The organism is Lentzea pudingi, from assembly GCF_014646255.1.
Lineage (GTDB): Bacteria > Actinomycetota > Actinomycetes > Mycobacteriales > Pseudonocardiaceae > Lentzea > Lentzea pudingi.
In genome coordinates, this window is record NZ_BMNC01000020.1 from 93,744 (window position 1) to 118,017 (window position 24,274).

The 24,274-nt window shown below is 69.1% G+C and carries 24 protein-coding genes and 1 pseudogene; 15 read left to right on the forward strand and 10 right to left on the reverse strand.

The features are described from left to right. Window positions 1–104 precede the first annotated feature (104 nt). A complete protein-coding gene (locus IEY88_RS39055; RefSeq protein WP_229694172.1) occupies window positions 105–641 on the reverse strand; it encodes a TetR/AcrR family transcriptional regulator in 537 nt (178 codons plus the stop codon). A 71-nt stretch (window positions 642–712) separates the two neighbouring features. On the opposite strand from IEY88_RS39055, the gene IEY88_RS39060 reads away from it, so the two are divergent. The 6 genes from IEY88_RS39060 (at window position 713) to IEY88_RS39085 (ending at window position 6,975) form a co-directional block, all read left to right on the forward strand. Further along, window positions 713–1,786, forward strand: coding sequence for an FAD-dependent monooxygenase (locus tag IEY88_RS39060; protein ID WP_189159954.1), 1,074 nt, complete (start codon window positions 713–715; stop codon window positions 1,784–1,786). A 182-nt stretch (window positions 1,787–1,968) separates the two neighbouring features. Beyond that, complete coding sequence (locus IEY88_RS39065) at window positions 1,969–3,144, forward strand: nitric oxide synthase oxygenase (RefSeq protein ID WP_189159955.1); 1,176 nt, start codon at window positions 1,969–1,971, stop codon at window positions 3,142–3,144. A 4-nt stretch (window positions 3,145–3,148) separates the two neighbouring features. Continuing rightward, window positions 3,149–4,219, forward strand: coding sequence for an APC family permease (locus IEY88_RS39070; protein WP_268241287.1), 1,071 nt, complete (start codon window positions 3,149–3,151; stop codon window positions 4,217–4,219). A 40-nt stretch (window positions 4,220–4,259) separates the two neighbouring features. Further along, a complete protein-coding gene (locus IEY88_RS39075) occupies window positions 4,260–5,357 on the forward strand; it encodes an NAD(P) transhydrogenase subunit alpha (RefSeq protein ID WP_189159957.1) in 1,098 nt (365 codons plus the stop codon). Next, window positions 5,354–5,620 carry an NAD(P) transhydrogenase subunit alpha part 2 gene (locus IEY88_RS39080; RefSeq protein WP_211335646.1) on the forward strand — a complete coding sequence of 89 codons (267 nt, stop codon included), beginning with the start codon at window positions 5,354–5,356 and terminating at the stop codon, window positions 5,618–5,620. Before IEY88_RS39075 ends, IEY88_RS39080 begins: the two co-directional genes overlap by 4 nt. Continuing rightward, the gene (locus IEY88_RS39085; protein WP_189159958.1) at window positions 5,617–6,975 is read left to right on the forward strand and encodes an NAD(P)(+) transhydrogenase (Re/Si-specific) subunit beta; all 1,359 of its coding nucleotides are present in this window, start codon (window positions 5,617–5,619) and stop codon (window positions 6,973–6,975) included. The genes IEY88_RS39080 and IEY88_RS39085 overlap by 4 nt, the downstream gene beginning before the upstream one ends. On the opposite strand, the gene IEY88_RS39090 is transcribed toward IEY88_RS39085, so the two are convergent. The 3 genes from IEY88_RS39090 to IEY88_RS39100 all read right to left on the reverse strand — a co-directional run bounded on the left by IEY88_RS39090 (window position 6,941) and on the right by IEY88_RS39100 (window position 10,881). After that, window positions 6,941–8,914, reverse strand: a complete 1,974-nt coding sequence (locus IEY88_RS39090; RefSeq protein ID WP_189159959.1) for a putative bifunctional diguanylate cyclase/phosphodiesterase — start codon at window positions 8,912–8,914, stop codon at window positions 6,941–6,943. The genes IEY88_RS39085 and IEY88_RS39090 overlap by 35 nt on opposite strands. 55 nt (window positions 8,915–8,969) lie before the next feature. After that, window positions 8,970–9,773, reverse strand: a complete 804-nt coding sequence (locus tag IEY88_RS39095; protein ID WP_189159960.1) for an SAM-dependent methyltransferase — start codon at window positions 9,771–9,773, stop codon at window positions 8,970–8,972. A 73-nt stretch (window positions 9,774–9,846) separates the two neighbouring features. Beyond that, entirely contained in the window at window positions 9,847–10,881 is a 1,035-nt protein-coding gene (locus tag IEY88_RS39100; protein WP_189159961.1) for an MFS transporter, read from the reverse strand. A 57-nt stretch (window positions 10,882–10,938) separates the two neighbouring features. Between IEY88_RS39100 and IEY88_RS39105 the strand changes: the two genes are divergently transcribed. From IEY88_RS39105 to crcB, 3 genes are read left to right on the forward strand one after another with little or no spacing between them, the layout of a single operon-like run. Beyond that, window positions 10,939–11,382: a MarR family winged helix-turn-helix transcriptional regulator gene (locus IEY88_RS39105; RefSeq protein WP_189159962.1), complete on the forward strand. Its 444-nt coding sequence runs from the start codon at window positions 10,939–10,941 to the stop codon at window positions 11,380–11,382. Next, on the forward strand, window positions 11,363–11,692 hold the full coding sequence (locus tag IEY88_RS39110) for a fluoride efflux transporter FluC (RefSeq protein WP_229694173.1): 330 nt from the start codon (window positions 11,363–11,365) through the stop codon (window positions 11,690–11,692). Before IEY88_RS39105 ends, IEY88_RS39110 begins: the two co-directional genes overlap by 20 nt. Continuing rightward, window positions 11,689–12,027, forward strand: coding sequence for a fluoride efflux transporter CrcB (gene crcB / locus IEY88_RS39115; protein ID WP_189159963.1), 339 nt, complete (start codon window positions 11,689–11,691; stop codon window positions 12,025–12,027). The genes IEY88_RS39110 and crcB overlap by 4 nt, the downstream gene beginning before the upstream one ends. A gap of 63 nt (window positions 12,028–12,090) precedes the next feature. On the opposite strand, the gene IEY88_RS39120 is transcribed toward crcB, so the two are convergent. The 3 genes from IEY88_RS39120 to IEY88_RS39130 form a co-directional block, all read right to left on the reverse strand. Next, on the reverse strand, window positions 12,091–14,631 hold the full coding sequence (locus IEY88_RS39120; RefSeq protein ID WP_189159964.1) for an NACHT domain-containing protein: 2,541 nt from the start codon (window positions 14,629–14,631) through the stop codon (window positions 12,091–12,093). Window positions 14,632–14,650: 19 nt separating this feature from the next. Next, window positions 14,651–16,882, reverse strand: coding sequence for a HelD family protein (locus tag IEY88_RS39125; RefSeq protein ID WP_189159965.1), 2,232 nt, complete (start codon window positions 16,880–16,882; stop codon window positions 14,651–14,653). Between the two features lie 138 nt (window positions 16,883–17,020). Then, window positions 17,021–17,449: a MarR family winged helix-turn-helix transcriptional regulator gene (locus tag IEY88_RS39130; protein WP_189159966.1), complete on the reverse strand. Its 429-nt coding sequence runs from the start codon at window positions 17,447–17,449 to the stop codon at window positions 17,021–17,023. A 135-nt stretch (window positions 17,450–17,584) separates the two neighbouring features. Here IEY88_RS39130 and IEY88_RS39135 point away from each other — a divergent pair, with 135 nt between their 5' ends. The 4 genes and pseudogenes from IEY88_RS39135 to IEY88_RS39145 all read left to right on the forward strand — a co-directional run bounded on the left by IEY88_RS39135 (window position 17,585) and on the right by IEY88_RS39145 (window position 19,117). After that, the gene (locus IEY88_RS39135) at window positions 17,585–18,187 is read left to right on the forward strand and encodes a hypothetical protein (RefSeq protein ID WP_189159967.1); all 603 of its coding nucleotides are present in this window, start codon (window positions 17,585–17,587) and stop codon (window positions 18,185–18,187) included. A 1-nt stretch (window position 18,188) separates the two neighbouring features. Further along, window positions 18,189–18,407: a DUF6343 family protein gene (locus IEY88_RS39140; protein WP_189159968.1), complete on the forward strand. Its 219-nt coding sequence runs from the start codon at window positions 18,189–18,191 to the stop codon at window positions 18,405–18,407. 95 nt (window positions 18,408–18,502) lie between these two features. Continuing rightward, window positions 18,503–18,679 (forward strand): annotated as a pseudogene (locus IEY88_RS44670) (TetR/AcrR family transcriptional regulator); the annotation flags it as partial. Window positions 18,680–18,703: 24 nt separating this feature from the next. Next, entirely contained in the window at window positions 18,704–19,117 is a 414-nt protein-coding gene (locus IEY88_RS39145) for a hypothetical protein (protein WP_229694177.1), read from the forward strand. Here IEY88_RS39145 and IEY88_RS39150 read toward each other — a convergent pair. From IEY88_RS39150 to IEY88_RS39160, 3 genes are read right to left on the reverse strand one after another with little or no spacing between them, the layout of a single operon-like run. Beyond that, window positions 19,105–20,445: a dihydrolipoyl dehydrogenase family protein gene (locus IEY88_RS39150; RefSeq protein ID WP_189159970.1), complete on the reverse strand. Its 1,341-nt coding sequence runs from the start codon at window positions 20,443–20,445 to the stop codon at window positions 19,105–19,107. The genes IEY88_RS39145 and IEY88_RS39150 overlap by 13 nt on opposite strands. A 21-nt stretch (window positions 20,446–20,466) precedes the next feature. Then, window positions 20,467–20,826, reverse strand: coding sequence for a VOC family protein (locus IEY88_RS39155; RefSeq protein WP_189159971.1), 360 nt, complete (start codon window positions 20,824–20,826; stop codon window positions 20,467–20,469). 12 nt (window positions 20,827–20,838) lie between these two features. Continuing rightward, a complete protein-coding gene (locus IEY88_RS39160; protein ID WP_189159972.1) occupies window positions 20,839–22,074 on the reverse strand; it encodes a hypothetical protein in 1,236 nt (411 codons plus the stop codon). A 143-nt stretch (window positions 22,075–22,217) separates the two neighbouring features. Between IEY88_RS39160 and IEY88_RS39165 the strand changes: the two genes are divergently transcribed. Together IEY88_RS39165 and IEY88_RS39170 are read left to right on the forward strand one after the other, a co-directional pair. After that, window positions 22,218–23,558, forward strand: a complete 1,341-nt coding sequence (locus IEY88_RS39165) for a S8 family serine peptidase (RefSeq protein ID WP_229694174.1) — start codon at window positions 22,218–22,220, stop codon at window positions 23,556–23,558. A gap of 201 nt (window positions 23,559–23,759) precedes the next feature. Then, a complete protein-coding gene (locus IEY88_RS39170; protein ID WP_189159974.1) occupies window positions 23,760–24,263 on the forward strand; it encodes a DUF3145 domain-containing protein in 504 nt (167 codons plus the stop codon). Window positions 24,264–24,274: the final 11 nt, after the last annotated feature.

The window sequence follows — 24,274 nt, forward strand, 5'->3', positions numbered from 1 at the left end:
ATCCTCTTTTTGGGTACGCGAAATCAGGACGTGTTGCGTGGTGGCACACGTCCGTGATCAGAGGTAGAAGACCCCGTACCCGAATCCCATGAAACCCACGGTACTTACGGCCGCAACGCCTTTTCCACAGCGTTCTTGAGGTCCAGCACGCTTTCCTCGGTGCCGGGAGTCGGTCCGACCGTGCTGCCGCCGCCGACGAGCCGGTAGAACAGCAGCCCCTCCAGGAACGCCGTGAGGTGCGCGCCCGCCCGTTCGGGATCCTCGTGGCCCAGCATCGTCGCGAGCGCCGTGGCCTGCTCGCGCGGGGAGTGGACGAGGATCGACTTCAGCTCGGGGTGGTGGGTGGCCTCGAGCATCGCCGCGTACCTCGCGAGCGTCCTGTTCCGCTCGACCAGCCAGCTGTCGAGCGTCCTCGCGATGCTGCCCGCGACGTCGTCGGGATCAGGCACCACGTCGAGCCGTTCCTGGTCCGCGAGCCGCTCGACGAACCCCTCGACCAACGCCTTGCGGGTGCGGAAGTACGCGCTGGTGGAGCCCTCCGGCAAGCCCGCCCGCCGATCGACCGCGCGGTGGGTGAGCCCTCGCATGCCCTCCTCGGCCACGAGCTGGATCGCGGTGTCGGTGATGAGGTCTCTGCGCACTGTGGTCCCAATCTCTCTCTACAGCTGTAGTCTACAGGTGTAGTTTCCTCTACATCTGTAGAGGAGGAACGATGAAGGCGATCGTGGTGGGTGGCGGCATCGGCGGGCTGGCGACGGCGGTGTCGTTGCGCCGCGTCGGGTGGGAAGTCGTCGTCTACGAGCGTGCGGCCGCGTTCGGCGAGATCGGCGCTGGTGTCGGCGTGATGCCGAACGCGCTGCGAGCGCTGGAGTGGATGGGCCTCGACGACGAGATCCGGCAGCTGGGCACGCCCCGTGTGTCGGGAGGCGTCCGGGCCGAGGACGGGCGCTGGCTCGTGCACATGCCCGACGTCGGCCAGGAGAAGGTCATCGCGATGCACCGCGCCGACCTGCACGGCGTCCTGCTGCGCGCGTTGCCGCCGGAGATCCTGTTCACCGACGTCGAGGTGACCAGTGCCGACGACCTGGACGCCGACCTCGTGGTGGCGGCGGACGGCATCAACAGCCGTCTGCGCGCGGAACTGCTGCCCGGCGCGCCGGGGCCCGAGTACGCGGGGGCGACGGCGTGGCGAGGCGTGGCGCCGGGGCCCTGCGACCTGCCCATCTCGCAGACGCTCGGTCCGGGTGCTGAGGCGGGCGTCCTGCCGTTGGGAGACGGCCGGGTCTGCTGGTACGTCGCGGCGGTCGCGCCCGCCGGGGCGGACCTGGACCCGGTGTCGTTGTTCGGCCGGTGGCACGACCCGTTGCCCGAGTTGCTGGCGTCGACCCCGGACGTGCTCCGGCACGACATCCACCAGCTGCCCTTGCTGCCGACGTTCGTGGGGGGACGGGTCGCGTTGCTCGGCGACGCGGCGCACGCGATGACGCCGTACCTGGGGCAGGGCGCGTGCATGGCGCTGGAGGACGCGGTGACTTTGGCTCTGTGCAACGGTGATCTCGCGCGCTACGACGCCCTGCGACGGCCGCGCACGCGGTCCGTCTGGAAGGGATCGCGGATGGCGGGCAGGTTCGGGATCGAGCTGCGGTCGCCGATTGCCTTGGCGTTGCGGAACTTCGCGTTCCGCGTGATGCCACCCTCGTTGGCAGTCCGGGGGATGACGCAGTTCTCCTCGTGGGAGGTGCCGGCCGAAGTTCACTCGAACGGGTCGAATCCAGTGGTGAACTGAATCACCGGTCAATGTTTGGTCTCGGCCAGATAACAGTCGAAAACCACCCTTTGTCCCACGCTTTGTCACCCGGTTGCGGTATCAAGTAATCGCTGTGCGTATCGGCCGTGCGTCAGTGATCCAGATGGCGTAACGCGACAGGCGGTTTCCGCCCCACGAAAGCGCAACTACGGTCGCTCGCCATGACCCCCGTCCCGACTGATGTGTTGCCCCGTTCCCTCACGGCGCTTCCCCCGGCGCAGGTCGAGAACACCGGCGAGATCGACATCGCCGAGGCTGAGGACTTCGTCCGACAGCACCACGCCGAACATCCGGACCTCGGTCCAGTCGAGGCCAGGCTGGCCGAGGTGCACGCGGAGATCGCCGCGACCGGCACCTACCGCCACACGACCGCCGAACTGACCTTCGGCGCGCGGGTGGCCTGGCGCAACAGCTCCCGCTGCATCGGCCGTCTCTACTGGCGGAGCTTGAAAGTGCGCGACCAGCGCGAGGTGTCGACCCCGGCCGACGTGGCCGCGGAGTGCGTCGAACACCTCCGCGTGGCCACGAACAAGGGCAAGATCCGGCCCGTCATCACGATCTTCGCCCCCGCCGAGCCCGGCACGCACGCGCCGCAGATCGTCAACGAGCAGATCATCCGCTACGCCGCCTACCGCGGTTCCGACGGCGGAGTGCTCGGCGACGCGCGCAACCTGGCACTGACCGAGCTCGCGCTCAAGCGCGGCTGGACACCGCCCGCCACGCGCGGCCCGTTCGACGTGCTGCCGCTCATGGTGTCCTGCAAGGGCCAGGAACCCGCCCTCGTCGAGATCCCCGCCGACGACGTGCTGGAAGTCCCGCTGTCGCACCCCGACTTCCCCTGGCTGGGAGCGCTCGGCGTCAAGTGGCACGCCGTGCCCGCCATCAGCAACATGCGCCTGCGCATCGGCGGCATCGACTACCCGTCGGCGCCGTTCAACGGCTGGTACATGGGCACCGAGATCGGCGCCCGCAACCTGGCCGACCACGACCGCTACGACCTGCTGCCGTACCTCGCCAAGCGAATGGGCCTGGACACGTCGTCGGAGGCGACGTTGTGGCGCGACCGAGCCCTGGTGGAGCTCAACCGCGCCGTCCTGCACTCGTTCGCGGAGGCCGGGGTCACGATCACGGACCACCACACGGAGTCGCAGAGGTTCCTGACACACCTGGAGAAGGAGGAGGCCGCCGGACGCACCTGCCCCGCGGACTGGTCGTGGATCGTGCCACCCGTGTCGGGCGGGCTCACGCCGGTGTACCACCGCTACTACGACTCGGATGAACTGCTGCCGAACTTCTTCCCCGCCGGCAAGCCCTCCGGGTGCCCTGTCGCACACTGACCGGGTGCAGCTCACCCGCAGTCTGACGCTGACCGACGCCGTGTTCGTCGGGCTCGGCTCGATGATCGGCGCCGGCGTTTTCGCCGTGTTCGCCCCGGCCGCGGCGGCGGCCGGGTCCGCGTTGCTCGTGTCGCTGGTGATCGCCGGCGTGATCGCCTGCTGCAACGCGTTGTCGAGCGCCTGGCTGGCCGCGCGCTACCCGCAGTCCGGCGGCACGTACGTCTACGGCCGCGAACGGCTCGGACGCGTGTGGGGCGACCTGGCCGGCTGGGCGTTCGTGCTGGGCAAGACGGCGTCGTGCGCCGCCATGGCGCTGACGGTCGGCGCCTACGCGGGCTGGCCGAAACCCGTCGCGGTCGCGGCCGTCGTGGCGCTGACCGTGCTGAACCTGACCGGCGTCCAGAAGTCCGCGCTGGCCACCAGGGTCATCGTGATCGCTGTCGTGCTCGTGCTGGTGCTCACGTCCGTCACGGCTCGCGAGGCCGTGCAGCCAGCGGAGTTCCTGCCCGCAGGAATCCTTCCCGCCGCCGCACTGCTGTTCTTCGCGTTCGCCGGCTACGCGCGCATCGCGACGTTGGGAGAGGAGGTACGCGAACCCGCACGGACGATTCCACGCGCCGTGGTCATCTCTCTGTCGATCACGCTGGTCGTCTACGCGGTCGTTGCCGTGGTGGCGTTGAACGCGTTGGGCGCCGGCTTGGCCTCGTCGACCCTGGCCGACGTGTCGCCGTCGCTGGCGCCCGTCATCCGGGTGGCCGCGTGCCTGGCGGCTTTGGGCTCGTTGCTCTCGCTGCAGCTCGGGGTGAGCCGCACCGCGCTGGCGATGGCGCGTGACCGCAGGCTGCCCGGGTTCATGGCCGACCTGCGCTGGGCCGAGATCGCCACCGGGCTCGTGGCCGTCGGGCTGGTGCTCACCGTGGACGTCACGCGCGCGATCGTGTTCAGCTCGTTCTGCGTGCTGCTCTACTACGCGATCGCGAACGCCAGCGCGTGGACGCTCGGTAAGCGCATCGTGCCCGCGGTTGGGCTGGCAGGGTGTTTGACCCTCGCCGGTGCGGTGCTCTGGCAACTGTAGATGTGGCCCAGGTCACCTTTGATCGCGTAACGTGCGTACGGTGAAAGTGGGAACCCCCGCAGAGTCGCGGCCCGCCGAGCGCCGAGTCGCCTGCATACCGGAAACGGTGTCGTCGCTGGTCGACGCTGGACTGACCGTGCACGTACAGGAAGGCGCCGGGCGCCACGCCTACGCCCTCGACGCCGCGTACCGCGCGGCCGGGGCGGCGGTGACGCCCGAGGACCCGACGTCGGAATCCGATGTCGTCGTGTCCGTGCAGCCGCTGACCATCGACCAGGCTTCGACGCTGAAACCTGGCGCCGTCACCATCAGCTTCCTGCAGCCGGCCAATGAACGAGAACTCCTGGAGGTCTACCGCGACCGCCGGGTGACGTCGTTCAGCTTCGACCTGCTGCCCCGCGTGACCAGGGCCCAGAGCGCGGACGCCCTGTCCTCGCAGGCTTTGGTGGCGGGCTACCGGGCCGTCCTGGTCGCCGCCGAACGACTACCGCGCTTCCTGCCGATGTTCACCACCGCCGCGGGCACCGTGCCGCCGGCGAAGGTGCTGGTGCTGGGAGCCGGAGTCGCCGGGCTGCAGGCGATCGCGACCGCGCGCAGGCTCGGCGCCGTCGTCGAGGCGTACGACGTGCGCAAGGCGGCGGGGGAGGAGGTCCGCAGCCTCGGTGCGAAGTTCCTCGAACTCGAGCTGGAGACCCAGTCCGGCGTGTACGCGTCCGTGCAGTCCGAGGAGTTCCTGGAACGCCAGCGAGAGCTCATCGGCGACCACGTGGCGGCGTCCGACGTCGTGATCACCACGGCCGCCATCCCCGGTCGCAAGGCCCCCGTCCTCGTCACGACGGACATGCTCAAGGCGATGGCGCCCGGTTCCGTCGTGGTCGACCTGGCGGCGGAGTCCGGCGGCAACTACGCCGGATCCGTTGCGGGACAGGAGACCTGGGTCGGTGACGTGCTGGTGCACGGTGCGTTGAACCTGCCGTCGTCCATGCCGGTGCACGCGAGCAAGCTGTACTCGCGCAACGTGCTGAACCTGCTCAAGCTGATGATCGCGGACGGGGCCGTGGCGCCGGACCTCTCGGACGAGGTGCTCGACGGCTGCTGCCTCACCCACGACGGTCAGATCCGCAAGGAGTCGCCGTGATCGACCTGTTGACGATCTTCGTGCTGGCCGTGTTCGTGGGCTTCGAGGTGGTCTCGAAGGTGTCCACGATCCTGCACACGCCCCTGATGTCCGGTGCGAATGCCATCCACGGCGTGATCCTGGTCGGCGCGATCCTGATCACGGGGTCCGCCGAGAGCACGCTGGAGCTCGTGCTGGGTTTGGTGGCGGTCTTCCTGGCCACGGTCAACGTCGTGGGCGGGTTCGTGGTGACCGACCGAATGCTGGAGATGTTCAAGCGATGACGGTCCAGCTGATGTACCTCGTCGCGTCGGTGTGCTTCGTCCTGGCGCTGAAAGGCCTGAGCTCGCCCAAATACGCGCGCTACGGCAACTTCATCGGCGCGTTCGGCATGCTGGTCGCCGTCGTCACCGCGTACCTCCACGGGGTCGTCCACAACGGACTGTGGATCCTGATCGCCATCGCACTCGGTGTCGTCGTGGGCATTCCGGCCGCGCGCTCGGTGAAGATGACGGCCATCCCGCAGATGGTGGCGCTGTTCAACGGTGTCGGTGGCGCGGCGGCGGCGTTGGTGGCGCTGGCGGAGTTCTTCGCGGTGCCGGGCACGACCGTGATGTTCCGGCTGGCGACCGTGCTGACGGTGCTGATCGGCTCGGTCAGCTTCTCCGGTTCGGTGGTCACGTTCCTGAAGTTGCAGGAGCTGATGACGACCCGCCCGGTGTTGTTGCCGGCGGGGCAGCAGCTCGCGATCGCGGCCGGCGTCTCGTCGGTTGCCCTGTGCGCGTTGACGATGGTGGTGCCGAACGGGTTCCTGCTGTGGTTGCTGGCGGTGGTCGGGCTGGCGCTCGGTGTGCTGTTCGTGCTGCCGGTCGGCGGTGCGGACGTGCCGATCGCGATCTCGTTGCTCAACGCGTTCACCGGTCTCGCGGTCGCGGCGTCGGGGTACGTGCTGGCGAACACCCTGCTGATCGTCGCGGGCACGCTCGTCGGCGCGTCCGGCACGATCCTGACCCGGTTGATGGCGCAGGCGATGGGACGCTCGCTCGCGAACATCCTGTTCGGCGCGTTCAAGGCGACGACCGCTGTCGCGCAGGGGGAGGAGCAGCGGACGGTCAAGTCGGGCACGGTCGAGGACGTCGCGATCCTGCTGGGGTATGCGAACAACGTGGTCGTCGTGCCGGGGTACGGGCTCGCTGTCGCGCAGGCGCAGCACGCCGTGCGGGAGCTCGTGTCGCAGCTCGAACGGCGTGGGGTGTCGGTGGCGTACGGGATCCATCCCGTCGCGGGGCGCATGCCGGGGCACATGAACGTGTTGCTGGCCGAGGCGGACGTGCCGTACGAGCAGCTCAAGGAGCTCGACGACGTCAACCCCGGCATCACGTCGGTCGACGTGGCCGTGGTGGTCGGTGCGAACGACGTGGTGAACCCCGGTGCGCGGGACGAGCCGGCCAGTCCGATCTACGGCATGCCGATCTTCGACGTCGACCGCGCGAAGTCCGTGGTGTTCATGAAGCGTTCGATGCGGCCGGGTTTCGCGGGCGTGGACAACGAGTTGCTCTACAACCCGAAGACGACGCTGCTGTTCGGAGACGCGAAGGACTCGCTCACGAAGCTCCTGGCGGCGGTGAAGCAACTGTAGTCAGCAGTTCGGTGACCTCGGCCGCGGACAGGGCGGGCAGCAGCCCGATCACGCCGTCCGCGCCGGCCTGGCGCCAGTGCTCGGCGTCGGTGAGGGTGTGCACCTCGTCGACGCCGAACCGCACGCCGAAGCCGTGCACGGTCGCGATCAACGCGCGCATCGCCTGGTGCAGCGGGGAGTCCGGGCTGGGAGCGGGCGCGCGGGTGATCACCGAGCGGACCGGTACCTCGGTCAGCACGGCCAGTTCGTCGTGGCCACCGCGGAACCCGTCCAGCGCCGTGACGATGCCGCTGTCGTGCAGCACCAACGCGTTGTCGTCGCCGGCCAGCACCGACGAGATGTCGAGTGCGATCCGCAGCCGTTCGGGAGGGAGACCGGTCTCGTCCAGCGCCCGTTTGACGTCGGCGACCAGGTCCTCGTCGCGGGACTGCAAAGCGCCCAACGCGACGTGCAGCGTGGGCGCCCCGTCACCGAACTCCTCCACCCATCTCGCGGCCTGCGCGCACGCCTCGCGCAGCAACCACCTGCCGATCGGCAGCGACAGGCCCGTCGAGTCGGCCAGCGCCATCGTGTCGTTGTGGCTCAGGTCGTCCCAGTGCAGCCGGGCGACGGCGCCGAGCACCTCGCGCGTCTCCAGGTCGTGCACCGGTGCGTAGACGATCTCGATCTCGCCGTGCTCCCACGCGCCCGGCATGGACGCGGCCAGCGCGTACTTGCCGCGGCGGCGCGCGTCGTCGTGCGGGTCGTGCAACGCCCACTGCCGCTTGCCGCGCGCTTTCGCTTGACGCAGCGCGGCGTTGGCGCAGCGCATCAGTTCGGCGGCGGTCGCGAAGGCCGGTGGGCGGTCGACCACGCCGATGCTCGCCGACAGCGCGATGCCGTGATCGTCCACAAAGGTCGGTTCGTTGAGCGCGTCCTGGATCTCCTCGACGGTCGAGGTGACGTTGTCCGCGACCGTCATCAACGCGAACTCGTCGCCGCCGATGCGCGCCAGCACCGCCTTCTTCTCGGCGGCGAGCCTGCCCAGCCGGTTCGCGACGATCTTGAGCAGCTTGTCGCCGGTCTCGTGGCCCAGGCCGTTGTTGACGACCGAGAACGCGTCCAGGCCCAGGTGGTACAGGGTGATCGGCTTGCCGTCGAGCTGCCGTTCGACCTGGGAGATGAAGTGCTGGCGGTTCGACAGGCCGGTGAGCGAGTCGTGCAGCAACTGGTGGTCGAGGTTGCGCTGCAACAGGTGCAGCTCGCTGATGTCCTCGACCATCGTCACGTGGTGCGTCGGCCGCCCGTCCGCGTCGCGCAGCACCGAGACCACGAGGTGCACCCACACCGGCTCGCCGTCCGCGCGGATGAGCTTGCGCTGGTCGCGGAACCGTTCGAGGTGGCCCTCGCTCAGCTTCCGGTACGAGGAGCCCAGCGCGGCCAGGTCCTCGGGGTGGTAGAAGTCGCGCAGGTCGCGGTTCGTGAGGTCGAAGCCGGACCCGAGGCCCACGATCTCGGCGAGCGTGTCGTTCGCCTCGACGCACCTGCCGGTGAGGTCGGTGATCACGATGCCCAGTGCGGCGGAGGCGAACACCTCCTGGAACCGCGCCTGGCTGACCTTCAGCGTGCGTTCGACCCGCTGCTTGGCCCGCACTATCGCGACCTTGATCTGCTCCTGCTGGTCGAACGCGTCCATCCGCATCGCCTGCGCGTACGCGGAGCTCAGCCGGGCCAGCACGGGTAGTTCGAACGTGGGTGAGAGGACCTCGATGGTGGCGTGCAGCGAGTCGGGCCCGGTCGCGTGCAGTGACACCAATCGATGGGCAACCGATTCGGGTGACTCTCGCAGCTCACGCAGCGAATCGAGCAGGGCCTGCTCGATTTCGGCGTGGGACAGCGGGATGTACGCGGTCGACGTCAGCGCGTGCATCCAGCGGGCGGCGAGTTCCGGAAGTTCCATCCTGTGCACAGAGCGTACGGATCCAGTGCCTAACGGCCAACAACGACAGGCGTGCTCACAGCTTTTTGCCGACGGCCGCGTAGATGCCCGCCTTGTCCGGATCGTCAGTGTTCGTGAGCTCGGGCCGCCACAGCGGCGTCGGCACGATGCCGGGCTCCACCAGTTCGAACCCGGCGAAGAGGGCCTCGATCTCGCTCCTCGTGCGCGGGTACATCGGGTTCTGGCTCTTCTTCATGACCTCGACGATCCCGGCCATCTCCTCGGGCTGCAGGTCGTGGGTGAACTGCGAGACCGCGAGGTAGCTGCCGGAGGGCACGGCGTCGCGGTACGCCGCCACGATCGCGTTCGGGTCGGCCTGCGGCGGCACGAAGTGGAAGACGCCGGCCGTGAGCACCCCGACGGGCTGCGAGAAGTCGATCAGACCGCTGTGCCGTGCCGCCTGCAGCACCGCCTCGGGCCTGGTCATGTCTTCCTGGATGATCGTCGCGCGCGGGTCGTGCTCCAGGATGAGCTGGCTGTGCGCGACGGCGACCTCCTCGAAGTCCACGTAGACGACGTGCGCCTCCGGATCGGCCTTCTGCGCGATCTCGTGCACGTTGCCGACCGTCGGGATGCCGGAGCCGAGGTCGAGGAACTGGCGGATACCGCTGTCGATCATGAACAGCACGGCCCGCCGCAGGAACGCCCTGTTGAGCCGGGCGATCGCGCGGGCGTTCGGCTGGGCCTGCAGGAACTTCTCCGCGAGCGCCCGGTCGGCCGCGAAGTTGTGCCCGCCCCCGAGCAGGTAGTCGTAGAGGCGCGCGGCGCTCGGCCTGCCCGTGTCGATGCCTTCCGGAACCCAGTTCACCCGTTCAGCCATGCGTCCAGGCTACTGAGACGACACCCGTGCGCGGCAGTGCAGGGGCCCTATCGGAGCAGCAGAACCACTGCTGTCACTGGAAAGCGTGAACCAGCAGCGTCGCCACGGCGACGCCCAGTGCCGTCCCGAGCCCTCGCGCGACGTTGACGAGCCCGCTCCCGACCCCCGCCGAACCCTCCGGCAGCACGCCCATCACGCGTTTCGTGCAGGCCGGCGCGATGATCCCGAGCCCGACCCCGGCGACCACGAGCTGAACCACCAGTGGCACGGGCAGGAGCAACGCCGTCCCCGCGATCACCGCCCCGACCGCGATGCCGGGCCTGCTCAGCAACGTGGCCGCGATCGCGAACCCGAGCGGCAACGCGGCCACCGTGAGTCCTATATGTGCCAACGGTTGTTGCAGGGTGAACGGCAGCAACGTCATGGGCGCGAACAACGCGGCGTAGGTGAGCAGCACACCCGCGAGCCCCGGCAACACCTTCCACGTCGGCTTGCCCTTGTCGCTCCTCGTCTTCGTGCGGGGCAACAGGTAGTGCCCCGCGATCATGGCCACGACGCCGATGGGCACGTTGATCGCGAACACGGCCTGCCACCCGAAGTTCTCGGTGAGGTACCCACCGAGCAACGGCCCCGCCGCCAGCCCGGCAGCCTGCGCCGCGGCCTGCACCCCCAACGCTCTTCGTCTTTGCGCGGGCGCCACCGCTGTGGTGACCAGTGCGACGCTGTTGGCCTGCAGCATCGCCGCCCCCACGGCCTGCGCCACCCGAGCCGCGATGAGCGCGTCGAACCCCGGCGCGTACGCACAAGCGATCGACGCGCCGGTGAACAACGCGAAGCCGTAGATGTAGACGATCTTGCGCCCGACCCGGTCGGCGATCCTGCCCATTGGGACGAGCAGACCCACGAGCGTGATCAGGTAGCTGAGCGAGATCCACTCCGGATCAGCGTGGAAGTGCGCACTCATCGCGGGGAACGCCAACGTGACGATCGAGGCGTCGAGCTGCCCCATGAACGCACCGAAGCAGACCGTCGCGATGACCAGCCAAGGCGCGTACGACCGACGCGCGATCCACGCCGGTCTGGGCGACTCCGTGACGAACCAGTTCATCGTGAGCAGATTATATCTGACACCGAGCTATTGCCGGGAGTTCAGTATCATTTCCGCATGTCAGACGAAGCCCGCACGCTCACCGACGTCGTCACTCGCCTGCGCCGGGCGTTGCGGACGAGCATCCGGGCCGACTGGCCGTGGGAATCCCTGCCGATGGCGCAGGTAGAACTGCTGCAGACCCTCGCGGAACGCCCGCCGATGAAGGTCGGCGACCTGGCCGCCGCACTGCGCCTGGCCCCCAACACCGTGTCCGGCCTGGTGTCCCAACTGATCGACTCGGGCCTCGTCGTCCGCGGCGGAGACCCCAAGGACCGGCGGGTAGCACGACTATCCGTCTCACCCCGTGGACACGAACAACTGCTCGTCTGGCAGCGCGAACACGAGAAGCGCATCGGCGCCGCACTGGGCAAGCTGGAGTCCTCGGAACGGGAGGACGTCGTGCGCGCGTTGAAGGCTCTGGACCACCTGGTGGAGCACCTTGCCGAACCCTCGGCCTGAGTCCCGGCCGCTGGCCTTCGTCTCACTGGTGTCGCTGGGCGGCGGGCTCGGCGGGGTGGCGCGGTATGGGCTGTCGGTGCTCGTGCCGGGGGCGTGGGGGCTGTTCCTGATCAACGTGCTGGGGTCGTTCCTCATCGGTGTGTTGATGGGGACCGTGCCTCGGCCGTTGGTGCGGGCGTTCTTCGGGGTCGGGGTGCTGGGCGGGTTCACGACGTTCTCGTCGTACGCCGCTTCCTGGTCTTGGGCGCTTCTGGCCACGCCGGTTTGTGCTGTGCTGGCGGCGTTTCTCGGGTTGCGGGTTGTGCGATGACAGTTCTGGTGGTGTTCCTCGGTGCTGCGCTCGGGGCTCCAGTTCGGTACTTGCTGGACCGGTTCGTGCAGTCGCGGCACTCGGTGGACTTCCCGTTCGGGACGTTGGCGGTCAATGTCGTCGGGTGCCTGTTGATCGGGTTTGTCGTGGGGACGTCCTGGATGCCGTTGCTCGGGGTCGGGTTCTGCGGTGGGCTCACGACCTACTCGACGTTCAGCTACGAGACGGTGAAGTTGTTGGAGGCGGAGAAGTACCGCGCTGCCTTGCTGAACGTTCTGGTCAGCGTCGCTCTGGGAGTGGGAGCGGCGACTCTGGGATTGGCGCTATCACGCTGATGTCGCCCCCCGACCATGCGCTGACGGATGCGCGCACAGGTTCAGGGAGGGCGATCTGAGCCGCTATCCGAAGACGTTGAACTCTCTTCTGGTCCAGCGGCTGAGCAGCATGGAGACCTTCTCGGCCATGCCGTGCGGTCGATGAGAGGGACGTCGACCGGGATCGTCCAGGACGAAGAGCCCGGCGAGTTCACCGGACAGCAGGAACGAGGGAGCGTCGAACTCGAGATAAGGCAGGTACAGCAGGCACATGAGTTCGACGTCGAGACCTTGTCGAGGCTTGAGTCGTGGAGCCCAGGCGGGGTCGTACGTGCGTCCCCAGCTCTCGCGGGTGATCCACGGCCAGACAGAAGCCTGCACGATCTGGCGAACCAGTTTCGACACGTCTCTCGAAGCGAACGACGAGGCTTCCGGAGACAACAGGATCACCGCCGGCGCCGGGACGATGTGGCCCAGGTACGTGAAGTTCTCGAACAACACGCGTGGGCCGTGCTCCTGCACGAGCTGAGCGAGTCCGCTCAGACCGTCCGAACCCAGCCACGGTCTGGTGCCCGGCCTCGGCGCCCCGGCTTCGGTGACTTCGAGGTCCGGAGTGCCGACCATGCCGCGGAAGAAGCTCGCGAACGCGCTGTGGTCCTCCTGGTGGAGCCTCGCGGACTCCTCCAGCAGGGCTCGCCGGGCGAACCTGGTGTTGGCCGGAAGGCTGTGGCGCAGGCAGACCTGCAGCGGCACGTCCTCCAGCACCGGCTGGAAGACGGCCGAGTAGGTCACCCGGCTGTCCACCGGCACGGACATGGCCTCGTGCAGGCAGGCGCGGGCGATCCGGTCGACGACGTCCGGTCGCGGTGTCACGTGCTGCAACGCGTTGGCGGCGAAGCTCGTGTGACCGTCCGCCAGGGCCAGCGAGAGAACCTGCTCGGCTCCATCGTCCACGTTGCGGTCGTGCAGCTGCAACGCGATGCGGGAGACGACGTCCCACGCGCCCTCGGAGATGTGCGGCCGCAGCGCGCTCCACAGCGAGGACGCGTCGGTGTGCTTGCGCACCATGTGTTCCGCGGCGAAGTACTCCATGAAGGTGCGGTGGGTGAAGCCGAACAACGGCTCGTTCCGCGTCGCGCCCACGTCCGTGAGAATCCAGGCGCGGCCGGTGCAGAACTCGGCGAACTGCTCCGCGGCGGCGGAGGCGTCGTCGGTGTCGAAGGACTTCGACACGAGGTAGTCGGCCAGGAGCCGGACGATGCGGCTGCGCGGGAGCGCTCGGCCGGAACCGGTGCTGTTGAACAGGAACCACGCCAGGTGCTGCACGGCGCCACGCAGACGGCCCTGGAACTGCACCGGCAGGGCGATGCCGCGCATCGAGTCCCAGCGGTCGAAGAGCATCACGGCACAGCGTTCGTAGACCTGGGCGAGGTTGCGCGGCAGGTAGTGCTCGCTGGAGTACATGGCGCACAAAAGGGCCAGTAGCAACGGGTTGCGGCGCAGTTCGGCGATCTCGGCGCTTTCCGCCACGAACGACTCGGCCAGGCGTGACCGGCGAGCCGCAGGGGTGGCGGCGTCCAAGGCGAACCAGCGGCTCACGTAGGCCGTGACCTGGTCCGTGTCGAACTCGTCGACGGTGCCCTGGGTGAACAGCGACTCACTCAGCGGGGCCTCGGAGTAGCCGACCTTCCGGGCGGTGACGACGATCGGCGTCAGCGGGTACTGGTGGGCGAACCCCTCGATCAGCCGCACGACCCGGCGCCGCAGCTCGGGTTCCACGAGTTCGTCCAGGCCGTCGAGGATCACGACCGCGCGGCCGTTGCGCAGCAGGTATTCCACGGCGTCGCGCGGCGGGGAGAGGTTGTACGGGTCGCAGCAGACCTGCTCGAGGTACTTCAGCAGTTCGCGGCCGCCCTGGCGGAACCACGGCGTGAAGTCGCGCAGCACCAGCAGGAACGGGACGCGGTCAGCTGAGAGAGCCAGGTCGTGCGCGAGTTTCGCGGCCAGCGTGGACTTCCCGGCGCCGGGATCGCCGAGCAGCACGGTGCGCTTGCCGGGCAGGCTCAGGTCGTCGACGGAGAGGTCCGGGTTCAGCGTCGGCCGCACGTAGAGCTCGCGGTACGGGACGGTGCGGCTGACGCCTATGTGCGGCAGGCGCATCTCCGCGTGTGCGGCGACGACCTGCGCGCGCAACTGGTCGGCGTAAGCGTGGAAGTCCGTCAGCGAAGGCGCGCGCCGTAGCAGCAGGCGGTTGTGCGTGGCGGCGCTCGCCAGGTGTGCCACGGAGACCGCGGCCGGGGTGTCGAGGTCGTCGGAGCGCAGTGGTTCCGCGTCCGAGAGGGCGGACAGGACCGCCAGCGGATCACCGGCGGCGCCCGCGTGCCTCAGGCCCTGCACGATCTGCTCGCGCAGGTCCGCGGCCAGCGACGAGTCGAGTGACCCGCGCATCGCCCGCCACAGCACGACCTGGCGTGCCACCTCCGCGAAGTCCGGGGACTCGAGGTAGGTCAGCAGCACCGGGTCGACGTCGGGTGGCGGGGGAGGGACGAGCTGGGAGAGCTGGGTGGCGAGCTGGTTCTTGACGGACACCACGATGCGGCCGACCGCCGCGTCCACACTCGCCACCCAGGCCTCCAAACGTTCGTTACGAAACGTCCTTCAGCCGGGATAGCACATCGGGCAGCGCCGCGGTGTGCACGACGCCGAGTCGTTGCGTGGCGCGGGTCAGTGCGACGTACAGGTCCGACGCGCCGCGGGGTGACTCGGTGAGGATTCCGTCCGGGTCGACCACGACGACCGAGTCGAACTCCAGGCCCTTCGCGTCGGTCACGCCGAGCACCACGACCTGGGCCTCCTCCAGCTCGTTGCCCACCGACGAGCTCGGCACCGCGGCGGCGATCGACGACCCGACCGACGGCAGCAGCGCGGCCGGCACGATCACCGCGACCTTGCCGTCGCCCACCGCCGCGACCTCGCGTGCGATCAGCGCGGGCACCTCGGACGACAACGACGACACCGCGGCCACCCAGGGCGCCACGCCGGTCTCCCGCACCGACGTCGGCGGCACCAGGGCGGCGTCGACGGAGGCGAGCACGTCCGCGGCGATCTCCATGATCTCGGCGGGTGTGCGGTAGTTGACCGTCAGCTCCGTGAGGCGCCAACGGTTCTGCACGTATGGCGACAGGACGGAACCCCACGAGGTCGCACCGCCGATGTCACCTGTCTGCGCGATGTCACCGACGACCGTCATGGACTTGCTCGGGCAGCGGCGCATCAACGTGCGCCACGCCATCGCCGACAGTTCCTGCGCCTCGTCCACGATGATGTGGCCGAACGTCCAGGTGCGGTCCGCCGCGGCACGTTCCGCGGCGGTCTCGTAGCGGTCGACGCCGTGGCGCTCGGCCAGGCGGTACGCGTCCACCAGGTCCGTGGCCGTCAGCATGTCCGGGTCCGCGTCGTCGTCCAGGTCGAGGATGTCGAGGACCCCCTGCGCGTACTCGACGGCCTGGCGGCGCTGGCGTTCGGCGCGGGCCTTGGCCTCCGTGTCGTCCTCGCCGAGCAGTTCGGCGGCCTCGTCCAGCAACGGCACGTCGGCCGGCGTCCAGTCGTCGTGCGAGCGCTGCAGCAGATCGCGTTCCTCGCGGGTGAACTTCGTCATCGCGCGGTTGCGGCGCTTCGGGTTCCGGTAGAGCTCCGAGAGCAGCGAGAACGGCGTCAGCACCGGCCACAGCGACGAGATCGCGGCCTGCACCTCCTCGGACTCGCGCAGCTCACGGCGGATGTCGTCCACGTCCGCCTTGTCGAGCAGGTGCCCGCCGAGCCTCGACACCACCATCCCCGACAGCGACGAGATGATCTCGCGAGCGAACGTGCGGCGGGCCTCGTTGTGCGGACGGCGGGTCCGGCGGGCCCTGCCCCGCGCCTCGGAGATCACGCGCCGGTCCAGGCGCAGCACGTCGTTGTCGAAGCGGACCTCGACGGACGGCGGTGCCTCCTGGCGGTCGCGCACGGCCGCGGCGATCACGTCGGCCATCTCTAGACGGCCCTTGACGGCCGCGGCCGCCGCGGACTCGCGGCCCGTGGCGGTCAGGTTCGGGTACAGCTCGCCGACCGTGGACAGGAGCACGCCCGTCTCGCCGAGGGACGGCAGGACCTGGCTGATGTACCGCAGGAACGTCGTGTTCGGGCCGACCACCAGGACACCGCGCTTCGCCAGCTGCCGGCGGTGTGTGTACAGCAGGTACGCGGCTCGGTGCAGTGCCACGGCGGTCTTGCCGGTGCCCGGCCCGCCCTGCACGACGACGACGCCGTTGAGCTCCGAGCGGATGATCTTGTCCTGCTCGGCCTGGATCGTCGCGACGATGTCGCTCATCTGGCCGGTGCGCGACTCGTTCAGCGCCGCCAGCAGCGTCGCCTCGCCGGTCAGGCTGTCCTTGGCCGAGCGGTCGACCGAGTTGATGTCGAGGACCTCGTCGTCGAGGCCGATCACCTTGCGCGAGCGGGTCCGCAGGTGCCTGCGCCGCCGCACGCCGTCGGGGGAGGCCGCGGTCGCGAGGTAGAACGGCCTGGCGGCGGGCGCCCGCCAGTCCATCAGCAGCGGCTCGTAATCCTTGTCCTCGTCGAACAGACCGATTCGGCCGATGTAGAAGCGGTCTTCGTTGTGGAAATCGAGCCGGCCGAACGCGAGTCCGTTCTCGACCGCGCTGTACTGGGCCAGTTGATCTGTGTACATCGCGACGGACGTGTCGCGCTCGGATCGCATCTGGTGCGTGCCGCCGGTTTGTCGCAACGATTGTGCGAGTCGTTTCGACGTCTGTTCACGGAGGTCGTCGAGCCGGCCGTACAACATGGCCACGTATTCCTGCTCCGGCTCCATTTCGGCGAGCCGGAGGTCATCGGAGGGGCTTGACAACTTGCCTCATTTCTCGATATCGTGCGGCGTCGGCTATTGTTTTCGATTCTCAGCCGGATCGCACTGTCCTGCCCGCGCCTGGTTCGCGTGAGCGCAGACTGTCTAATCTACACGCTTATCCGCGTGATGCAGGTAGGCCTTGCGCAGCAGTGTGGCCAACGTATCGCGCTCGTGCGGCGTCAACGGTGCCAGCAGCTCTTCCTCATGAGCTCGAGCCGTCTCCAGGCGTTCGCGGAGCGCCAGCCTGCCCCCGTCGGTGATCGAGACGGTGAACCGGCGCCGGTCCCTCTCGTCGCGCCTGCGCTGGGCGAACCCGAACCCCTCCAGGTCGTCGAGCACCGACACGAGGTCGCTCGGGTCCATCCGCACCCGGTCGCTGATCCGCTTCTGCGCCACGGCCTCCTGCTCGGACAGGTACGCGAGCACCGTCAGGTGGGGCCCGCGCAGACCCGCGCGCCCGATCCGGCGAGCTTCACGCACCAGCCCGAGCATCAGGTAGCTGGGCAGGCGCAGAAGCTGATCGATGCTCATGTCCTCAGTCTAGAAAAGATCTGTCCCCCGATAGTGGATTGCGCTGCGTGACGAACCGCCTCGGACGAGGGCCGTCAGGGTGAGCGATGGGGTGACGTTTCTCCGCACACCACCAGCGAGCGGCAAGGTGGGGGTATGACGCGTGCGGAGATCGTCCGGCTCGCCCGCTGCGTGGTGCGCCGGCCCCGGTGGCAACTCGTCGTCGCGGTGCTGCTGTCCGCGTGGACACTCGCCTGGGTGCTCGGCCAGCTCGCCGCGGAGCCCCCGAGCCCGCTCGGTCTGCTGGCCTGGACCGGCATTCCCCTCGATTCGGCATCCCTATGGGCCCGGGAGCGCGTCGACGTCCTCGCCTGGCTCGCCACGCTCGGCGGACTGAGCTGGGCGGCCACCACCGAGCAGGGGCAACTGCCGGCTCTGGCCGGGTGGTTCGCGGTGCTGGTCGCCGGTGAGGCCGCCGGGTACGAGCACGCCGTTCAACGGGCGCTGCTCAGCATGGTCGTGTTCCTGCTGGTCCTCGCCGCCGTCTCGATCACCGGACGGCGCGCGTTCGTCGTCGACCGGGTGGCCGTCATGCCGCAGGACGTCGTGCGGGCGGGCATCACCGCCGCCGTGCTGACGGCCGTGGTCCCGCTCATCGCGCCCGGCCTGGCCCTCACGCGCCTCGTCAGGCCCTACGTGACGAAACCGCCGCGCCAGTTGAGGCGGGTTGAGGCCCCGTTGCTGCGGGAAACCGGATGAGGTGAGCGACTACCTGCCACCACCCGCGCCTCCGCGCAGTGCGCTGACCCTGCGGTTGTGGCTGGCCGGATTCGGGCTCGTCTTCAACTCGGTGGCGGGGTGGCTGGCACTGCGAGCCGACCTCGTCTGGCTGGGAATCGTGCTTTTGCTACTCGCCGTCGTCTGCCTTGTCGACTTCGGCTGGGTCGTTCACCGCAAACGTCGCGGAGATCCAGGCTGAAACCTGTCGGGAACCTGTGCTTGGGCTGAAGCGCACTCATGGATAAAGATGTCGGCGTGCATGAAGATCCGGCCAAAGGCAGGTTAGCCAGGGTGATGCGCCGGCAGCCTGTGCAACAGCGCGGCGCGGCAACTGTTTCCGCGATCCTCGACGCTTGCGCGAGCCTGCTGAACGAATACGACTACGACGACATCACCACGGCTCGCATCGTCGATGTGGCCGGAGTGCCCATTGGTTCCTTCTATCAGTACTTCCCCGACAAAAGATCCGTTGTGCACGCTCTGGCACTTCGAGGTATGGAGACCTATCTCCGCGAGGTCGAGGAGCTGTTCGCCGCCGACCTGATCGCGGACACGTGGCGCGAGGCCATGACGCAGGTCGTCGCGGTGTACATGCGGATGCTCGTCGAGGTGCCCGGCTTCGGGCGGGTGCGGTTCAGCGACATGCTGGACAGCCACCGCCTCGACTCGAGCGTCGACCAGTACGAGCTGATGGCCGAACGGCTGGCGGAGATGTTCGTCAACCGGTTCGGCGCCCACGGCGACGTCCCGGTGGTGCTGACGTTCCGGATCGCCGTGCAGACCGCGGACGCGCTGTTCAAGCTCGCCGAACGGGTCGACGAGAACGACCGCGCGCACGTGGTCGGCACGGCGAACGAGCTGCTCACCGGCATGCTCGGGGCTGTGCTGGACCGGCCTCAGAGCCCGTAGGACTCCAGCAACCGCAGCCAGACCTCGCTGATCGTCGGGTACGAGGGCACCGCGTGCCACAACCGGTCCACGGTGACCTCGCCGACGATCGCGACCGTCGCCGAGTGCAGCAGCTCGGCCACGTCCTGACCGACGAACGTGACGCCGACCAGCGTCCGCGTCCGCTCGTCCACGACCATCCGCGCCTTGCCCTTGTACCCGTCGGCGTGCAGCGACGACCCGGCGACCGCGATGTCCAGATCGACGACCTTGACGTCCCGGCCAGCGGCCCGCGCCTCGGCGGCGGTGTGCCCGACGAACGCCACCTCGGGGTCGGTGAACACGACCTGCGGCACCGCCACGTGGTCAGCCCACGCCTGCCCGGCCGACCACTGCTTCGGCTCGAACCCGCGGGAACGCTCCAGGATCGCCGTGCCGACCGCCCGGCCCTGGTACTTGCCCTGATGCGTCAGCAACGCACGACCCGTGACGTCACCGGCCGCGTACAGCCAGCGTCCGTCCACACCGGACACGAGACCGGAGTCGTCGATGGTCAGCGGCTTGCCGTCCTTGGTCGCCGGCACCCGTCCGGTCGCGACGAGGACGTGCGAACCCCGCACGACCCGGCCGTCCTGCAACGTCAGTTCGCCCGGCTTGATCGACGAGGCGCGCCCGTTGAGCAGCACCTCGACGCCGTCCTCCCGCAGACCCTCCAGCACCAGCGGGCCGACGAACTCCTCCATCTTCGGCAGCGGCCGGTCGCCGGACACCACCAGCTTCACCTCCGACCCGAGCCGCGCCCACGCCTGCGCCATCTCGACACCGACGACGCCGCCACCGAGCACGACCAGCGAGTCCGGCACCTCCCGCGCCGACGTGGCCTCGCGTGACGTCCACACGGGAGTGTCGTCGATGCCCTCCAGCGGCGGCATCTTCGGCACGCTGCCGGTGCACACGACGACGGCCTGACGGGCCCGGTGGACCTCCCCGCCCACGGTGACCTCGCGCTCGCCGGTGACCTCACCGTCGCCGCGGATGACGTGGATGTTCTCCGACTCGGCCCACTTCACCTGGCCGGAGTCGTCCCAGTTCGAGGTGAATCCGGTGCGCCGCTCCAGCACCGCGGCCGCGTCGAGCGACCCGCCGACCACACCCTTGACCCGCTTCGCCGCGGCGAGCGCGTGCCCCGAGCGCAACAGCGCCTTCGAGGGCATGCACGCCCAGTACGAGCACTCGCCGCCGACGAGCTCCTTCTCGATCATGGCGGTGGACAGGCCTCCCGCGGCCGTCCGCCAAGCCACGTTCTCACCTACGGGGCCACCACCGATGACGATGACGTCGAAATCCATGCGGCCCACAGTAGGCCCGTTCTAGGTGAGCCACACGAGGCAGAAGGGGTGCCCCACCGGATCCGCGTACACCCGGAACGTGTCGTCGTTGTCCCTCCGCAGCAGCTTCGCGCCGAGTGCCAGCACCTTCGGCTCGGCCTCCTCGACGTCCTCGACCAGCACGTCGAGGTGGAACTGCTGCGAGCCGCGCGGATCGGGGAACGACGGCGGCTCGTACTCGGGAGCGAGCTGGAACGCGATCCGCGTGCCGCCGGCGACGATCACCACCCAGGTGTCGTCCTCACCGGCCAGCCGCTCGGCGCCGAGGAGTTCCTCGTAGAACGACGCGAGCTCGCGGGGGTTCGGGCAGTCGAGCACGACAGAACGAAGTTGTCCGACCATGCCCTCCACCCTCTACCTGGTGGCGGGCAGCCGCAACGCCTGCTTGGCGATCGGGTCGAGCGCGGGGCCGCCCTCACCGCCGGAGTACACCGCGAACGCCAGCGTCACGTGGCTGCCCTTGGTGTTGTTCGCGAACGCCGCGCTCTCCAGCGGTTTGCCGTCGAGGCCGTGCACCCCGCCGGACCCCGGCAGCACGACGATCGCGTGCAACGCCTTGGCACTGGGTGCGTCGTACAGGTCCATGTCGGCCACCAGCACCGTCACCGGCTTGTTCTGCAGCGACGTCTCGTAGGTGGCGCGCAGCAGCACGCCGCAGTCGTTCGCGATCAGCCACGCCTTCACGTCGCCGAACGCCTGCGCCTGGCAGTCCTGGTCCTTCTTCATCTCCTTCGGCACGAACGTCGTGCCGTCCACGACCACCGTCGTCGGCTGCGCGGAGGTCGGGGCGGGCGTCGCGTCGGCCGGCTCGTCGTCGCCGGGCAGCGCCACCACCAGCCACACGACGAGGATCAGCGCGAGCAGTGCCGCACCGGCGAGGTAGGGCCAGGTCAGCTTGCCCGGCAAGCGTTTGCGGCCGATGGCCTGGCGCAGCTGGGCCTTGGGGATCAGCATCGTGCTGGCGGCCGCGAGGTCGGGGGAGACCGCGTCGCTGAAACCCTCCGCGAGCAACGCCTTCGCGTCCGGCGGTGTGCCGGTGGTCTGCAGGATCGCGAGAAGCTTCGCCGCGTGGTCGACCGTGCAGGGCACCGTCGACGTCGCCAGTTCGCGGGCCGCACTGAGCACAGTGGACGGTTTGGGGTGCAGCACCCGCACGCCGCGGTTGAGGTCGACCGTCGGCTGCACGACCTGGCCGACGAACGGGCCGACCGCCACGACCGTGCTGACCGGGAGCGGTTCCGCGCGCATCGCCTGGATCCGCTGCGCCACCGCGGTCGCGGCCGCCACGGCCTCGGTCGCTGGGTTCGCCGTGCCGTCCTTGGCGACGAGCGGCCAGCCGTCGATCTTCCACTGACCGCCGAGCGGTGCCTCGAGCTTCACGCCGGGGTCCGGCAGGTCGACACCGACGATCACGAGAACGCCCTTGGGCAGCACGACGATCGCGTCCAGCGGCACGGGGCAGTCGGGCGGCTGGACCCCGATCAGCGCGATCCCACCCAGGACGCCGGTACCCGCGCCCCACGCCGTGAGGGCGGCACGGACGTCCGCCCCAATGGCCGAGGGTTCAGCGCCCAGACGGATCAGCCGCACGAGTCCCTACCTTTCCGCACGGGGGGACACCGTAGCGGTCCGGGGTGGGCCGAACGCACTCGGTCGAGACATTCGGTGATGCCCGTCACCGATAAGTGGATCACTCGTTAGGTGGAATGCCTGCCAATGTTCACGGAGGGTCCATGTACACACGCGCAGCATCGCTCGCCGTACTGCTGGTGGCCGTCGCTTCCCCTGTCGCGACGGCCGCTCCGGCCTCCACGGTCTACGTCCACGGAGCCGACATCGCCGCCGCGGAACGGGCGGTCGAGTCAGCCGGTCTTCAGAAGCTCACGAGCTTCCGCAAGATCGGCGTCGTAGCCGCGCGGGGCGACTCCGCGCAGATCTCCTCCGCCAGGGCCGAGGCGGGCGTCACGCGCGTCGAGGTCCAGAAACCGATCAGGTTCCTCGGCTCGACCTCGCACACCGCCACGCGCGGTCTGGACGCCCGCAACAGCCTCGGGCTCACGGGCGCGGGCGTGTCGGTCGCGGTGATCGACTCGGGTGTCGACCCGACGCACCCGTCGTTCGGCGGCAGGATCGTCCGCAACCTCAAGAGCCTGTGCCTGGACGGCTCGACGCAGACGAACTGCATCGTGCCGGTGCCGAACTTCCTCGACACCGACACGACGTCGCTGGGCGGCCACGGCACTCACGTCACCGGCATCGCGATCGGCGGCGACGTGCAGACGACCGGCGGACCGGTGATCCGCGGCGCGGCACCGGGCGCGAAGGGCGTCGTGATCTCGACCGGCGCGGCGATCCTCATCCTCGGCGCGGACGCGGCGCTGAACTGGGTGCTCGAGAACCACCGCGCTCCCTGCGGCGCCGGTGTGCCCGCCTCTGCCTGCCCGCCGATCAAGGTGATCAACAACTCCTATGGGCCGTCTGGCGGCGGTGCGTTCGACCCTGGGTCGGTCACTGTCAAACTGCAACGTCAGCTCGTGGCCGAAGGCGTCGTCGTCGTGTGGGCGAACGGCAACGACGGCGGCGATGGTTCAGCGAACCTGTCCAACCCGCCGGGCGTCGACCCGACACCGGGCGTGATCTCGGTGGCCTCCTACGACGACCAGGAGACCGGTACCCGCGACGGCGCCGTGTCGGACTTCTCGTCCCGGGGTCTCGCCGCGGACTCCGCGACGTGGCCGGACATCTCGGCGCCGGGGGAGAACATCGCCTCGTCCTGCCGGCTCCACCTGCCGATCTGCGCGACCGGCCTGAAGCCGCAGAACGGGCCCGGACTGCTCGACCTGGGCACGTTCAACACGATCAGCGGCACGTCGATGGCGGCACCGCACATCGCCGGGATCGTCGCACAGCTGTTCCAGGCCAAGCCCTCCGCGACCCCCGCCGACATCGAGCGGGCGCTGAAGTCGACGGCCCACAAGTACGGCTCCGGCTACCAGCCGGCAGGACCCTTCACCTCGTCGTTCGACAAGGGCACGGGTCTAGTCGACGTCGTCGCCGCGGTAAACGCTCTGTAGATCACGATCAGGCATCGCTCGGCCGGGAGATCGGGACTTAAGACCTGTATCTGCCCCGGTCGGGTGATGATCGAGCTGGTTCTTATGGCGGACAGGCCTCAAGTCGAGGCAGAATGCACCGAACGGGTTTTCGCGGTGATCACCTCACTCTCGGCAAAGGCGTAGGGGAAGACGTCCCTCGTCGAGTAGCGGAGGTCAGCAGTGAGCACCCGTGGCAGCACCAGTGGCGTGGTTTACGTCCACTCGTCGCCGTCTGCGGTCTGTCCGCACGTCGAGTGGGCGATCTCGGGCACCCTCGGTGTCCGGGTAGACCTCAGGTGGGCAGCGCAACCCGCGGCACCAGGCCAGTTGCGCGCGGAATGCGCGTGGACCGGAGACGCCGGCACCGGCGCCAAACTAGTGGCTGCGCTGCGCGCGTGGCCCATGCTCAGATTCGAAGTGACCGAGGAGCCCTCCTCCGGTCAGGACGGCGAGCGCTTCAGCTTCGCGCCCGTCTTGGGACTGTGGCACGCCCGCACCTCAGCGAACGGCGACATCGTCGTCAACGAGGACCAGCTGCGCGCGCTCGCGGTCAAAGCCCGTGGTGGCGAGTCCTTCGCGCACGGCGTCGACGAGCTGCTCGGCGCCGCCTGGGACGACGCCCTCGAACCGTTCCGCCGCGCAGGAGACGGCGCGCCCGTCACCTGGCTGCACCGTGTCGGCTGACCGGCCCGGTC